Annotated in this window: 14 protein-coding genes; 10 read left to right on the top strand and 4 right to left on the bottom strand. The window is 62.7% G+C overall.

Features of this window, described 5'->3' with window-relative positions; genetic code table 11:
* Positions 1–161 precede the first annotated feature (161 nt).
* The 4 genes from J2046_RS10140 (at position 162) to J2046_RS10125 (ending at position 4547) form a co-directional block, all read left to right on the top strand.
* Positions 162–1265 carry a helix-turn-helix transcriptional regulator gene (locus J2046_RS10140; protein WP_210051370.1) on the top strand — a complete coding sequence of 368 codons (1104 nt, stop codon included), beginning with the start codon at positions 162–164 and terminating at the stop codon, positions 1263–1265.
* A 181-nt stretch (positions 1266–1446) separates the two neighbouring features.
* Positions 1447–3855 (top strand): heavy metal translocating P-type ATPase, encoded by a 2409-nt coding sequence (locus J2046_RS10135; RefSeq protein WP_210051368.1) that lies wholly within the window; start codon positions 1447–1449, stop codon positions 3853–3855.
* On the top strand, positions 3852–4289 hold the full coding sequence (gene cueR, locus J2046_RS10130) for a Cu(I)-responsive transcriptional regulator (protein WP_210051359.1): 438 nt from the start codon (positions 3852–3854) through the stop codon (positions 4287–4289). Before J2046_RS10135 ends, cueR begins: the two co-directional genes overlap by 4 nt.
* 57 nt (positions 4290–4346) lie before the next feature.
* Complete coding sequence (locus J2046_RS10125; protein ID WP_210051350.1) at positions 4347–4547, top strand: heavy-metal-associated domain-containing protein; 201 nt, start codon at positions 4347–4349, stop codon at positions 4545–4547.
* A 333-nt stretch (positions 4548–4880) separates the two neighbouring features.
* On the opposite strand, the gene J2046_RS10120 is transcribed toward J2046_RS10125, so the two are convergent.
* Positions 4881–5492, bottom strand: coding sequence for a TetR/AcrR family transcriptional regulator (locus tag J2046_RS10120; RefSeq protein WP_210051338.1), 612 nt, complete (start codon positions 5490–5492; stop codon positions 4881–4883).
* Positions 5493–5650: 158 nt separating this feature from the next.
* Here J2046_RS10120 and J2046_RS10115 point away from each other — a divergent pair, with 158 nt between their 5' ends.
* Positions 5651–6412, top strand: coding sequence for an SDR family NAD(P)-dependent oxidoreductase (locus J2046_RS10115; protein ID WP_210051317.1), 762 nt, complete (start codon positions 5651–5653; stop codon positions 6410–6412).
* A 223-nt stretch (positions 6413–6635) separates the two neighbouring features.
* On the opposite strand, the gene J2046_RS10110 is transcribed toward J2046_RS10115, so the two are convergent.
* On the bottom strand, positions 6636–6800 hold the full coding sequence (locus J2046_RS10110; protein ID WP_210051309.1) for a hypothetical protein: 165 nt from the start codon (positions 6798–6800) through the stop codon (positions 6636–6638).
* Between the two features lie 373 nt (positions 6801–7173).
* On the opposite strand from J2046_RS10110, the gene J2046_RS10105 reads away from it, so the two are divergent.
* On the top strand, positions 7174–7431 hold the full coding sequence (locus tag J2046_RS10105) for a hypothetical protein (RefSeq protein ID WP_210051304.1): 258 nt from the start codon (positions 7174–7176) through the stop codon (positions 7429–7431).
* A 69-nt stretch (positions 7432–7500) separates the two neighbouring features.
* Here the strand turns inward: J2046_RS10105 and J2046_RS10100 are convergent, their stop codons facing one another.
* A complete protein-coding gene (locus tag J2046_RS10100; protein WP_210051299.1) occupies positions 7501–8136 on the bottom strand; it encodes an outer membrane protein in 636 nt (211 codons plus the stop codon).
* Between the two features lie 204 nt (positions 8137–8340).
* Between J2046_RS10100 and J2046_RS10095 the strand changes: the two genes are divergently transcribed.
* The gene (locus J2046_RS10095; protein WP_210051291.1) at positions 8341–9726 is read left to right on the top strand and encodes an MFS transporter; all 1386 of its coding nucleotides are present in this window, start codon (positions 8341–8343) and stop codon (positions 9724–9726) included.
* 104 nt (positions 9727–9830) lie between these two features.
* On the top strand, positions 9831–11291 hold the full coding sequence (locus tag J2046_RS10090) for a protein adenylyltransferase SelO (protein ID WP_210051283.1): 1461 nt from the start codon (positions 9831–9833) through the stop codon (positions 11289–11291).
* A 7-nt stretch (positions 11292–11298) separates the two neighbouring features.
* Here J2046_RS10090 and J2046_RS10085 read toward each other — a convergent pair whose 3' ends face one another.
* Positions 11299–11910, bottom strand: a complete 612-nt coding sequence (locus J2046_RS10085; RefSeq protein ID WP_210051275.1) for a class I SAM-dependent methyltransferase — start codon at positions 11908–11910, stop codon at positions 11299–11301.
* 361 nt (positions 11911–12271) lie between these two features.
* Here J2046_RS10085 and J2046_RS10080 point away from each other — a divergent pair, with 361 nt between their 5' ends.
* Together J2046_RS10080 and J2046_RS10075 are read left to right on the top strand one after the other, a co-directional pair.
* Positions 12272–13102: a hypothetical protein gene (locus J2046_RS10080; RefSeq protein WP_210051273.1), complete on the top strand. Its 831-nt coding sequence runs from the start codon at positions 12272–12274 to the stop codon at positions 13100–13102.
* Positions 13103–13221: 119 nt separating this feature from the next.
* Positions 13222–14403: a DNA-packaging protein gene (locus tag J2046_RS10075; protein WP_411828485.1), complete on the top strand. Its 1182-nt coding sequence runs from the start codon at positions 13222–13224 to the stop codon at positions 14401–14403.
* Position 14404: the final 1 nt, after the last annotated feature.

Genomic DNA, 14404 nt, shown 5'->3' with positions numbered 1-14404 from the left:
GAGAATTACCTGCCGGCCGGATAGGTAAAATTCAAAATACATTCAAAAAGCGAGTTCTTACTTACGTAATTTTGCGAATGTACCTTCCCGACCGAGGCGGTTAAACCTGATGCCCGTCAGTTCAACCATTCGATGGCAGTTTGATGAAGGCAGAAGGTACATTGGCAGACCGCCTCTACGAGGCAGCCCTCGTCCCTGAGCTTTGGACGGAGGCCTGTGAACATCTGGCCTCGGTAGTCGAGGCGGACAGTTCCTCCATTTTTACCGTCGACCACCAGGGCAGCCATCGCTTCGTCACGACGCCCAATATTGCGGAAGCCTATGTCGAGTTCGCCAAAAGCGAGCATCGGCTGAACAATACCCGGGCGGCCAGGGCACTGGAGCGATCGCCCTTCTCCTTCGGCCGTGATATCGACATCCTGACGAAGGAGGAATACGCGCAGGATCTCATCCGTCCCATCTTTCTCGAACCTCACGGCGTGCAGTGGGAAGCCGGCTGCGTATTCCAGGAGCCGACCGGGCATACGATCGCCATCATCCTCATGCGCAACCATGGACGCGAGCATTTTGCGGACGAGGAGCTTGCTCGGCTCAACCTTCTGAAGCCGGATATCGCCCGGGCCGCCTATCTTTCGTCGCGTCTTTCCTTCAACGCGGCGCGTTCGATGACTGAGACGCTTTCCATGCTCGGCCTGCCGGCGGCGGTGATCGGCGATGGCGGCCAGGCGATCGCCATGAATCCCGAGATGGAGGCGCTCGCTCCCCGCATCCGCACCGGCGCCGCCGACCGGCTGATCCTGGAGGGGATGGGCGCGAACGCGCTGCTGGATGATGCGATAAGGCGCTACAGGGCTCAGGCCGTGCCGACGGTGCAGTCGCTGCCGATGATGGCGCGCGACGGGGCGCCGGCGCTGATCCTGCATCTCCTGCCGATCCGCCGCGCGGCGCGCGATATCTTTTCCCGTTCCATGGCGGTTCTGGCGGTGACCGAGGTGGGGAAGGTCGGCTCACCGGATATGCGGGTTCTCTGCGGCCTCTTCGACCTGACGCCGGCCGAAGCCCGCGTGGCGCGCGGGATTGCGATGGCCCAGACGCCCGAAACGGTGGCCGCCTCGCTCGGCGTTTCGTTCGAAACCGTCCGCTCGCACCTGAAGCGGATCATGAGCAAGACCGGTACCACAAGGCAGGCGGAACTGGTGCTCCTGCTCGCGGGGTTGAGCGCGCCGATCTTCGGGATCGGAGAGCGCGGCGACCAGGACGAATAACGTCTCTCTCAAGCAACGGTCCCGCGGACGTCCGTCCGTGTCTGGCGGTCGGCCACGGAAACGGCGACGAATTGCTGTTCTGACGAGGCCGAAAAATCCGCATCATCACCCCTTGACCTTCCCATGATGGGAAGCCCCACATAGGGCGGGAAAGAGAAATACCGCTCCCAGGGATCCAGTGATGAACCAGACCGTAAACCCGAACCGTCTTCGCGAACCCTTCACCATCCCGGTCGAGGGCATGACCTGTGCCTCATGCGTGCGCCGTGTGGAAAATGCGGCCGCCAAGGTGCCGGGCATCGACAAGAGTGCGGTCAACTTCGCGACGAAGAAGCTGACGGTGGAATCGGCGGACGGCTTTTTGCCCGAAGAGCTTGAAAAAGCGATCAAAAAGGTCGGTTATGAAATCCCGCCGGGCGCCATGGATCACGCGCTCCGCGAGGCCGGAATGCCGCCGGCTGCGATTCCCGCGGGGCATGCCGGCCATGGTCATCATCATGACCACGCGGGCCCTGACCCCTCGGGCCGGGACCATGCGGGTCACGCCGGCGGACACGACCATGCACACATGCACCAGGGTGAGGAGGGGAAGCTGAAACGCGACCTTGCGGTCGCCTTCGTGCTGACGCTGCCGCTTTTCGTGCTGGAGATGGGCAGCCATTTCTATGATCCGTTCCATCACTGGCTGATGGGCATCATCGACACGCAGAATCTCTACTACCTCTATTTCCTGGCCGCGACGGCGGTGATCTTCTGGCCGGGCTTCCGCTTCATCAGGCTCGGCCTGCCGGCGCTCCTGCGCGGCGCGCCGGAGATGAATTCGCTGGTCGCCGTTGGCGTGCTCGCGGCCTATGGCTATTCGCTGGTGACGACCTTTGCGCCGGACCTGCTGCCCGAAAGCGCCCGCTTCGTCTATTACGAGGCGGCAACGGTGATCGTCACGCTCATCCTGTTCGGCCGGCTCCTGGAGGCTCGCGCTGCCGGCCGCACCGGCGAGGCGATCAAGAAGCTTGCCGGTCTGCAGGCCAAGACCGCCCGCGTCGAGCGCGATGGAAAGACGGTCGATATCGCGGCCGGCGAGGTGGTAGCTGGCGATATCGTCGTCATCCGCCCCGGCGAGCGCATTCCGGTCGATGGCACGGTGATCGACGGCTCTTCCAATGTCGATGAATCGATGATCTCCGGTGAGCCGTTGCCGGTGGAAAAGGCGGCCGGTGCGACCGTGGTCGGCGGCACCATCAACAAGACGGGTTCCTTCCGCTTCCGCGCCGACAAGGTCGGCCGCGACACGATGCTGGCCCAGATCATCCGCATGGTGGAACAGGCGCAGGGGGCGAAACTGCCGATCCAGACCCTGGTCGACAAGATCACTGCCTGGTTCGTACCCGTCGTGATCGCGTTCGCGGTCCTCACCTTCGCCGTCTGGGCCTTTTACGGCCCGAGCCCGGCGCTGACCCACGCGCTCATCAATGCGGTTGCCGTGCTGATCATCGCCTGCCCCTGCGCCATGGGGCTTGCCGTGCCGACCTCGATCGTCGTCGGCGGCGGCCGGGCGGCTGAATTCGGCGTGCTCTTCCGCAAGGGCGAGGCGCTGCAGGAACTGCGCAATGTAAACCTGGTTGTACTGGACAAGACCGGTACGGTGACCAAGGGCCAGCCGGAATTGACCGATCTCGTCACCACCGAAGGCCTTGCCGGGGACGAGGTTCTGAAACTGGTGGCAAGCGTCGAGGCGCAGTCCGAACACCCGATCGCGGAAGCTATTGTCAAGGCGGCGGAAGCAAAGGGTATTGCCGTGCCGAAGGCCGAAAGATTCGAATCCGTCACCGGCTACGGCATTCAGGCGGTGGTCGATAGCCGCAAGATCGCCGTGGGCGCCGACCGCTTCATGGAGAAGCTCGGGCTTTCGGTGGAGGGATTTGCAGAAGCGGCCAGCCGCCTTGCAGACGAGGGTAAGACGCCGCTCTATGCCGCGGTGGACGGCAAGCTTGCCGCGGTGATCGCCGTTGCCGATCCCCTGAAGCCCGCAAGCCGGGCTGCGATCAGAGCGCTGCGGGAAATGGGCGTCGAAGTGGCCATGGTGACCGGCGACAACCGCCGGACGGCGGAAGCCATCGCCCGCCAGGTCGGGATCACCAGGGTCGTGGCCGAGGTCCTGCCGGAAGGCAAGGTCGCCGCGGTCCACGAGATGCGAGCCAAGCGAAGCCAAAGCGGCCGGAAGATCGCCTTCGTCGGAGACGGCATCAACGACGCGCCGGCATTGGCGGAAGCCGATATCGGCATCGCGATCGGCACCGGCACGGATGTGGCGATCGAAAGCGCCGACGTCGTGCTGGTCGGCGGCGAGCTTTCCGGTGCCGTCTCGGCGATCGCCATGAGCCGCGCGACCATGGTGAACATCAAGCAGAACCTGTTCTGGGCTTTCGGATACAATGTGGCGCTGATCCCGGTCGCGGCGGGCGCGCTTTATCCCGCCTTCGGGCTCACGCTGTCGCCGATGATTGCGGCTGGCGCCATGGCGCTGTCGAGCGTCTTCGTGCTCGGCAATGCGCTGAGACTGAAAGCGGTAACGATAGGAGAAACGAGATGAATATCGGACAGGCTTCCGACGCTTCCGGCGTGACAGCCAAGATGATCCGCTATTACGAGGAGATCGGGTTGATCCGCCCCATGGGCCGCAGCGGCAACAATTACCGGGTCTATGGCGAGGACGAGGTGCACATCCTGCGCTTCATCAAGCGGGCGCGCTCGCTCGGCTTTTCGCTGGAAGAGACCGAGACGCTCCTGAAACTCTGGCAGGACAAGAGTCGCGAAAGCGCGGCGGTCAAGGACGTCGCCACGGCTCATATCGCCGATCTTGAACGACGCATTGCCGAAATGCAGGGCATGTTGAAGACGCTGAAGCACCTGGCCCATTGCTGCGGCGGCGATCATCGCCCGAATTGCCCGATCCTCGACGACCTTGCCGGCAGCGCGCCGGGGAAGATGTCCCCCGAGCCGAAAAAGACCAAGCAGCCCGCTTGACCTTCCCGTTATAGGAAGGTGCAGAAGGCGTTTATCTCAACAAGGAGAATCTTGAAAATGACTGCGACTTTCATCGTACCGGACATGACCTGCGGCCATTGCGAAAAGACCGTGCGCGGCGCGCTGGGCGAAGCCCTGCCGAATGCTGCGGTGACGATCGATCTCTCGGTCCACAGGGTGACAGTCGAGGGCGATGCGGCAAAGGCCGAGGAAGCGATCCGCGAAGCGGGCTATACGCCGCAACCCGTGGCGGCGTGACCGGCCGGCATTCACCGTCATTGCATCATCTGCCGGCAGGGCGCCTTTATCTGGACCCGCATGTGACAGGAGGAGAAAAGCCCTCGTAGCCCACATCCGGGCAATCGCATTTCGGATCGTATTTCGAGGGTGGTTGGGTTCTTTTGCAGGTGGGATCGGTTCTATGGGCGTATCCGGGCACGCTGGTATAGCGGCTCGTCTGGGTACATCCGGCAAGAACGATGCAAATGGCGGTCAATGCGATAATGCTTTTCATGCTCCAGCTCCTCAACTCGGTTTCTTTGGAACTGGTATTCATCTTGCGTGAAAACGGACGGGCCACATTGTCCGATATCAAGGCCGTTTGTTTGCGCATCCGGCACTGCCCGCAGGCCAGGTGGACAGCGCTTGCTCGGCGACAGCCTCAAGCGTTTCACGACTGAAACCGGCTTTGGCCTGCACCGCCATGCCGTGAAGCACGGCCATAAGAAATGCTGCAAGGGCGTCGGGTCTGGCCGTCTCCAGCAGGTCGCCTTCGGCCTTCGCCTGTTCGAAGCGTTCGCGAAGCTGCGCCTCAGCAACCGCGCGAGCCTCTATCAACACCTGCCGGACAGGCTCCGCTTCATCCGATCCAGCCAGAACACCGTTGATGACCAGACATCCCGTATGGTCGGGATAACGGGTGTTGAGGTCGATTGCATTGTAGAGAATGTGGGCTGCGACCTCTCGCGCTGTCGGAAGCGCCAGCGCCGCCGGGATGTAGTGCAGGTATCGCTCGTAATAGCGCATCAAGGCTTTGCGGAAGAGGGCTTCCTTGTTGCCGAATGCCGAATAGAGGGCAGGTCTCTCGACACCGGCGGCCGCGGTCAGGTCGGCGTAGGATGCCCCCTCATAGCCCTTGCGCCAGAAAACGCACAAAACGGCGTCGAGCGCTTTCTCCACGTCAAATTCGCGATGGCGTCCCATCAGTTCAAGCGGGCCTGTTTCATAATGATCATTATTAAACCTCTTGACCGTCGTCGTCAAATTTCATACCGATCATTATCGTAACGTTCGTTACTAAAAGTGACGGCGTCGCTCACCACAACCGGGCGGCGCCCTGACCAAACCTAGAAAGGGTACTCATGTCGAACATACTGAAGGGAAAGGTCGCTCTCGTAACCGGCGGCTCCCGCGGCCTTGGCGCCGCGACTGCGGAAGCGTTAGCCGACCACGGAGCAGACGTGGCCATCAGCTACGCGACCTCGGCGGACAAGGCGGAAGCTGTCGTGGAGAAGCTCCGGGGAAAGGGTATTCGGGCGATTGCGGTAAAGAGCGACCAGGCTGACCTTGCTTCCGCCAGGCCTCTGATCGACAGGGTGCTTGCCGAGTTCGGCAGGCTCGATATCCTCGTGAACAATGCCGGCATTGCGATCCAGGGGCAGACTGTCGACGATCCGGAACTCGACGGAGACAAATATAACCGCCAGTGGCAGGTCAACGTCATGGGTACGATCGCCAACACGCGCGCGGCAGCGCCGAAATTGACCGATGGTGGCCGGATCATCTTCGTGGGCTCTCTCCTCGGCTCCTATGTGCCCTTCCCGGGCGTCGCCGACTATGCCGGAACAAAGTGGGCGCTCGCCGGATACGCCAAGGGCATTGCGCGCGATCTTGGCCCCCGCAATATCACCGTCAACGTTGTCCAGCCGGGCATCATGCCCACGGACATGGCGGCGGAGGTTGCCGGTGAGCTTCCGAACCGTGACGCCATCCTTGACATGCATCCGATCCGCCGCATTGCGACCCTCGCAGAAGTGGCGGAAACCATCTGCTTCCTCGCCGGACCACATGCGGGCTACATCAACGGCGAGGCCATAAATATCGCCGGCGGTCTCGGAATCTAAGCATCTTGGAAGAGAACTCCGAAACATAATCCCGGTAGAGCACCAGTGTGATCCTGAGCTTCAAATGAAGTTCGGGATCACATCTTCGGCCGTCGGAGCGGGGATTTATGCTTCGATGCTGCATCGGCAACCGGGGCGGTTTCTTGATCTGCCGGGGCGAGACCGTCGCGTGCCGCCATGCTACCCAAACGTCGACATCTGCGGGACAGGGGAAGGCAATCCCTCAGTCCTGGTCGCCCTCAGATTGCGTCGCCGATTTGATGGCGTCAAGGATGCGCTCTTCTTCCTCGATCAGCTTCTCGAGCATGCGCCTCCGGCCCTCATCCATTTCCGCTTGCAACATCGAGCGAAAGCGTTCGATGTTTTTCTTCGCGATGAATTCCTGCACGATGTCGCCCCGTCACGGCAGATATGACTACCCAAGCTTGTAGAGTAGTAGCCTTTCAAAATTTTGACAAACGTCAATTCGTGTCGGCCCCTGTGACATGATGAGGCGGACCTTCGCTTCCGGGATCTCGCCGCGCAATATTATCAGGTTCGAATACGTATATTTCCCAAGTTTTTACAGTTGTGTGTCCGGGATATTATTCGGGGTGAGCTTATCGGGGGGCAGGACCAATGATTGAGTTTGGGGGCGCGGCAACATTCCTTACCGCTTTTGGTGTCGGCTGGATCATATTGGCGGGATGGCGGCTGGCCGAGAATTTCGCGGCCAATCTGAAAACAATTCGTGCCTATGAATTCGACGAATAAACGCCATCTTGAACGACGATCTGATACAGCCTGAAATCGAAGTCCTGCAGATGCTGGCCGGCCAGCGTCCGGGCACGGGTAGCGTGGCCGAATGGATATGCCTGGAAGAGCTGGGTAGCCGGGGCCTGTGCACGAACAGCTATCCGCGCCTGATCACGCCGAGGGGGCTTGCGGCGCTGGAAATGGCCACGAACACGATCGATCTGCGGTCGCGGTCCCAGCGCCCGCGCCCCTTTTCACTTCGGCAAATTCACCCGACCGGATAAACCGCCGGAAGTTTCCTTCAGGCGGCTTTCTCGTGATGACAATCAGACAGAGGGCGGGCCTCCAAGGCCTCAGAATTTCACGCCGATGCCGACATTGATGATGTGCTGGTTGAAATCGGTGTCGAAGCCACCGAGATCCCCGTCGCCATAGTCGTTGTAGCGATATTCCACCCGGCCGAAGAAATTGTCGGTGAAGGCATAGTCCAGACCGGCGCCGACCGTCCAGCCATGCAGGGTGTCGTCGTCATCCACGCCCGGCCCTTCGACGCTGATATTGGTCATCGTCCAGCCGCCGGCCGCATAAAGCAATGCCCGGTCGAAAGCATAACCGACGCGGCCGCGCAATCCACCGGAGAAGCCGGTGTCCATGTCGAAACCGCCCGTATAGCTGTTCTCGTTCCAGTCGTAGTTCAGGTCGCCTTCGACACCGGCCACGAAACCGTTGGAGAACTGCCAGTTGTAACCGACGAAGCCGCCGAAGCGCCCGCCGTCGAAATTGTCGTTACTGCCGCCGCCGGCGGCCGTCGCGTCACCTTCACCCCAGGCATAACCGCCGTGGAGCCCGATATAGGGGCCTGACCAGGTGAAGGATGGCGTCTCCACCACTTCCGGCGCGGCGGGGATCTGTTCGACCGCATCTGCTGCGAACACAACGGAAGAAGCGGTCATGGCGGCCGATGCTGCAAGAATGAAAAGAGCCTTCATGGATATTCCCTCCGATTGCAGATGATTATGATGTATGTCGCCATTCTTGAAAAGCTGTAGCTAAAATACAACAGGATGCAAAAACTGAAGCGCCTGCATAAGAGGCTGAAAAAGAAAGGGTTTTATTTTCAGCTCGTCCATTGACCTCAACTGTGCTTGAGGTTGTAGCGTCCTGCCCATCGTAACAAAGGGAAGGGTAAGGGCGTGTTGCAGGACGTGAATGCGGGATGGTCGAGGCTTTTGAAGGGCCGCGACGGGGCGATGCTCGGGCTGATTTCGGCGGGCGTCGGCCTGCACGCCTTCAACCAGTTCGCGATCGTGGCGGCCCTGCCGCCGGCGGCGGCGGAGATCGGCGGCACGAATTATTTCAGCTGGGCCTATACGCTCTATTTCCTGGGTTCGATCGCCGGAGGCACGGGGGCGGCGGCCATGCGCGACCGGTTTGGCCCGCGCGCGAGCCTTGTCGTCTCGACGCTGGTTTTTGCATTCGGCGGCCTGCTGGCGCTGTCGGCGCCAAGCTTTTCCTGGATCATGGCCGGGCGGCTGTTCCAGGGCATTGCCGACGGGCTGATCGTGGCGATCTGCTACAGCCTCATCCCGGCCAATTTCCCGTCCGCGCTGATCGCCAGGGTGTTTGCCGTCGAGGCGATCGTCTGGGCCGTTGCGGCGATCGCCGGACCGCTGGCCGGCGGGCTGCTGACGGAAGCCTATTCCTGGCGTGCGTCGTTTCTGGCGGTTGCGCCTTTCGTCCTGCTGCTGCCCTTCCTCGCATTTGCCGCAAGGCCGAGGATGACGGAGGCGGCGCCCGTCCCGCTTTCCGTCGCAACGATTGTCCTTTGCCTGGCAGCAGCTTTCGTCCTGTCGCTGTCGTCGGTGATGAGCGGCGGCGGCATGCAGGCCATGACGATCGCCGCAGGTGCCGCACTTTTCCTGCCGGCGCTGAAGCTTGACGGGAAGATCGGCCCAAGACTGTTTCCGGCCGGCGCCTTCCGGCTCGGTTCGGTGCTGGGGCACGGGTTCTGGGTTCTGCTCGTCATGTCCGCCAGCCATTCGGTCGGCAGCGTCTACCTGGCGATGATGATCGGCGCCGTCTTCGATTTCCGGCCATCGGTCGTGGGCTCCATCGTCGTGATCATGGCGCTGACCTGGAGCGCGGTCGCGGTTCTGGTGAGCCGGGTGGCGGCCGTCGGTTCGCGGCAGAGGTGGATGCTGAGCGGCGCGCTGTTTCAGTTCTTCGGTTTCCTGGCGCTCGGCACCGCCTTCACGTCGGGTTCCGTCACGCTATTGCTTATCGGGCAGATGGCGATCGGCACCGGCTTCGGGGTTGCCTGGGCAAACATCAACCAGGCGGCGATGGAAGCGGCCGAGAGTACCGAGCGGGATCTGGCGAGCGCACTCCTTCCGACGATCTCGACGACCGGCTACGCGATCGGCGCGGGGATCGCCGGCATGATCGCCACCGCGACCGGGCTCGTCGCGGGCCTGGAAAACGGCGATGCGAGCGCCTCGCTGTGGCTCTACGGCACGGCGGCGGCAGGTGCCGCGCTCACCTTCCTGTTCGGTTTCGGCATACGGCTGAAGAGTGCCTGAAGCACGCAACAAAAGCGCATTTCGCTTGTTCGACGGGGGAGATTCCCCATATTGGGGAAGAGCCCGCACGGCGCGAAAAGCCTGCCGGGCCGAAGGAGTTTCCCGTGTTCCAGTTCGATAATTCCTATGCCCGCTTGCCGGACCGGTTTTTCGCCTCCGTCTATCCCGAGCCGGTTGCGGGGCCGAAGCTGATCAAGTTCAATCAGGAACTGGCCGAAGAACTGGGCGTCGAGGCGGATTTTTCCGATCCGGCGCGACTGGCGGCGATCCTCGCCGGCAATGTCGTGCCGCCCGGCGCTGCGCCGATCGCCATGGCCTATGCCGGCCACCAGTTCGGCAATTTCGTGCCGCAGCTCGGCGACGGCCGCGCGATCCTGCTCGGCGAGGTCGTGGGTCGGAACGGAAAGCGCCGCGACATTCAGCTCAAGGGGGCGGGGCCGACCCCCTTTTCCCGCCGCGGCGACGGGCGCGCAGCACTCGGCCCGGTGCTGCGCGAATACATCGTTTCGGAAGCCTTTGCCGCACTTGGGCTTCCCTCGACAAGGGCGCTGGCGGCGGTTGCGACCGGCGAGCCGGTCTATCGCGAGCACGTCGAGCAGGGCGCCGTCTTCGTGCGGGTCGCGGCAAGCCATGTGAGGGTGGGCACGTTCCAGTTCTTCGCCGCCCGCGGCGACAATGACGGGGTGAAGCTGCTTGCCGACTACGTGATCGAGCGGCATTACCCGGAGCTGAAAGACGAAGAAAACCGGTATCTCGCGCTCCTGAGGGCGGTGGCTCTGAAACAGGCCGATCTTATCGCCCGCTGGCTGGGCGTCGGCTTCATTCATGGCGTGATGAACACCGACAACATGACGATTTCCGGCGAGACGATCGATTTCGGCCCCTGCGCCTTTCTCGATGAATATAATCCTATGAAAGTGTTCTCCTCGATAGACCAGATGGGCCGCTACGCCTATCGCAACCAGCCGGGCATCGGCCAGTGGAACATCGCGCGGCTGGCCGAATGCCTGCTGCCGCTTCTGGACAGTGACGAGGAAAAGGCGGTGAATGCGGCGAATGCCGTGCTGACAGAATTCGGCGAACGGTTCCAGAGCGAGTGGCTCACGGTCTTCCGGAAGAAGATCGGGCTGTTTTCCGGAGCGGATGGCGACGGCGAGCTGATCCAGGCGCTGTTTGCCGCCATGCACGAAGGCGAGGCGGATTTCACCCTTGCGTTCCGGCGTCTGGCCGATGCGGCCGAGGGCCGGGACGAGGCGTTCCTCGCCTGCTTTGTCGACCCCGCCAAGGCGCAGGATTGGCTGACGGCATGGCGGGAGCGGCTGGTGGGTGAAGATCGGTCGGGCGGGGAACGGGCGGCTGCGATGCGCGCCGTCAATCCGGCGGTGATTCCCCGCAACCATCGGGTGGAGGAGGCGATTGCCGCCGCCAATTACGGCGATTTCAGCTTCTTCGAACGGCTGCTGGAGGCGCTGGAAAATCCCTATGATGATCGGCCGGAATTCGCCGACCTGATGGCGCCGCCGAAGCCGGAGGAGCGGGTGACGCAGACGTTCTGCGGCACGTGAGTGGCGGTCAGTTCGGGCGGGCGCTGCCTTCATACATGAACGTCATCGGTTTCGGCCCCTGCATGTAGCCGGTCTCGACCCGGTCGATCCGGAATCCGCCGTCCTCGATCATCGACCGGATCGGGCGATTGAGATGGCAACCGCCGCTGATGCGCCGCCAGACGGGCGTGAGGCCATCCTGAAACCAGCGCACGCCGCGGTCGGGCGACCGCCCGTGTTCGACGAACAGCAGTTTCCCGCCGGGTTTCAGCACGCGGCGCATTTCCGAAAGTGCCGCGGCCGCCCCCGGGATCGTGCAGAGCGTCCAGGTCGTCACGACCGTATCGATGCTGCCGTCGTCGAGCGGGATCGCTTCCGCAGAGGCCTCGATGAACCGGACGGGCATTGCCGACTGCGGGGCGCTGCGGGCCATCGCGAGAAGATTTGGGGAAGGCTCAAGCGCCAGAATTTCGCGGACCCTTGCGCCGTAGAAGGGCAGGTTGAGGCCGGAACCGCTGCCGATCTCCAATACGCGTCCCTCTGCGGCGCCGATCACGCGCTCGCGATACGGCCGCCGCCGCTCGTTCCGCATCGCAAGATCGCAGAGCTTCGGCAGGATGACATCGTTGTAGACACCCATGGCGATTCCTCCCGCGTCGATTGTCCCGCAGGTTCTCACTTGTGGCAAGCGGCGTCTCTGTGCGGCTGCGGTCTCTGACAAGTTGGCTGACGATCAGGCGCCTGACAGGAGCTATAAAATTATCATAAGATAGGAAAATAATCCTTGACGGCGTGACGGTGGTTTGATAGGGTTTGACTACAGTCGAGGAATTGCGCCGGCGCGGAGCCTTTGGAGGTTCTCGGTGGCAAGGCTTCAAGCGATCGGCCCGGTCTTCATGCCGGGCTTTTTTTATCACGACAATCGATAGCGGGAGCGCCGGCGACCGGGAACGGGCGCCGGGTGACGCGGCATGCGCGAAAGGCGCATCGGGAAATCGGCCATGGATGAATTCGAGACTTTCGATCCGGCGCTCTTCGGGCTCTGGGCGGAACGGCCTGCCTATGGCGACGGGATCGTCATGGACGACGAGATACTGGCCGACAGGGCGCGCGGCGTGCTGCTGGAAATCAAGTCGGCCGAGAGCGCGATCCAGCCGGCCGAGGAGTTGCGCCGGCTGCTGAACGATATGACCGCCGAGATGCGTGCGCAGTTCGAAACGTTCCGCGACATGCGCAGGTCGGCGGAAAAGGCGCTGGAAGATGGCGACGAGGCGGCCCAGAAACTGGCGCGCGCCGACGTGAAGGCGGCAACCGACGCCATGTCGCTGATCGTGCGAACGTTCGAAAAGGTCGACAGCCTGCAGCGTCGCTCGCCCGCGACCGGGAGCTTGAAGCCGAGCGCATGGCTGATGAGAGCGGGTATGAGGAGGCGGTGCGTGAGGTCGAAAGGCTTATCGAAGAACGGACCCGCGAACGTTTTGAACAACGGTACCTCGAAGCTGGCATTGACCCAGGTAAGTCCAGCGGTGCGGGAGGGGATCAACCGGAGCCTTCCGACACCGGGTGAGGCGGAAGGCATCGGCGAACTGACGCGGCACGGAGAAGACATGGCCGGAATCCACAGCGCTTGGGCGGCGGCAAGAGCGGTTGCCATGAAGCCGGGTGAGGAGATTATCTCCAGCTACCGGCATGCAGGGGCGCCAAGCGAATCAGCACCGGTTGAAGCTGACGACGATCAGCCTAGCGAGCTCTCGCTTCCCCCAGTGGGGAGGAAGCCCAAGCAGAGCGAGGAGAAGAGGGGACAGAGTATCAGCCTGCCAGAGCCGAAGTGATTGGTACGGAAGATCGATCGCACTTGCCAGCGCTCGAGGCACTGGACAGTTTGGCTTCGCCCCCCTCATCCGGTCCTTCGGACCCCCTTCTCCCCGACGGGAAGAAAGGGAGGGTGACCATGTCGCCGGTCCTATCGCCGAAATGGCGCGACAGCATTCATGTAAGCCATTCCCGTCCCCTTAGTCGCGATTGGCGTCATGCCGGCCGCCGCGAGCAGTATCCTCCCGCCGGCGACTGGCGCACCTGGCTGATCATGGGCGGGCGCGAGTCGGGGAAGACCAGGGCCGGCGCCGAATGGGTGCATGCGCTGGCTTCCACCGACAAACGGTCCAATCTCAGGATCGCGCTGGTGGCCGAAACGCTGGGTGATGCCCGCGAAGTGATGATCGACGGCGTTTCCGGCATCTGCCGGGTCGCCAGGACGAAGCGGCCAGATTTCAAGATTTCCCGCCGCAGGCTCGTCTGGCCGAACGGAGCGGTGGCGCAGATCTTCTCCTCCGAAGACCCGGAGGCGCTGCGCGGCCTGCAATTCCATTTTGCCTGGTGCGAAGAACTCGCCAAGTGGAAACATGCCGAAGAGACCTTCGACATGCTGCAGTTCGGGCTTCGGCTCGGGGCCGATCCGCGCCAGCTCGTGACCACCACGCCGCGGCCGGTGCCGGTGCTGAAACGGTTGATCGCCGACCCGGGGACCAGCCTGATCAGGATCTCTGCCGAGGCGAATGCGAAAAATCTGGCTCCGGGGTTTCTGGAGGCGCTGGAGGCGCGCTATGGCGGGACGCGGCTCGGGCGGCGGGAAATTGCCGGCGAGCTGATCGAGGACCGCGAGGACGCGCTGTGGAAACGCGCCGATATCGAGGCCTGCAGCATCGGTTTTCACAGGGGACGCTTCGCCGGCGCGCTGAGGCGCATCGTCGTGGCAGGGCTGGAGACGAGCGGAAGGGCTGTGGTGCTGGCGGATTGTTCGGTGGAGGGCGCAAGCCCGGGCGGCTGGGCGCATGAGGTGGCAAGAGCCTTCTCGCGCTTCCAGGCGGACCGCGTGGTGGCGGAGGTCAACCAGGGCGGCGAGATGGTGACGGCGATGCTGAAAAGCGTCGATTCGGTCCTGCCGGTGACCATGGTGCGCGCCACCCGGGGAAAATTCATGCGGGCCGAACCGGTGGCTGCACTCTACGAGCAGGGGCGAATCGCCCATGCAGGGCGGTTCGCGGACCTGGAGGACCAGATGCGCGATTTCGGCCCGGACGGCTCTCCTCAGGCCGTTCGCCGGACCGGCTCGATGCGCTGGTCTGGGCGCTGAC

The organism is Neorhizobium petrolearium, assembly GCF_017873175.1.
GTDB classification, from domain to species: domain Bacteria; phylum Pseudomonadota; class Alphaproteobacteria; order Rhizobiales; family Rhizobiaceae; genus Neorhizobium; species Neorhizobium petrolearium.
Note: the sequence above shows the minus strand (reverse complement) of the source record. Positions and strands in the feature narration are given on the sequence as shown.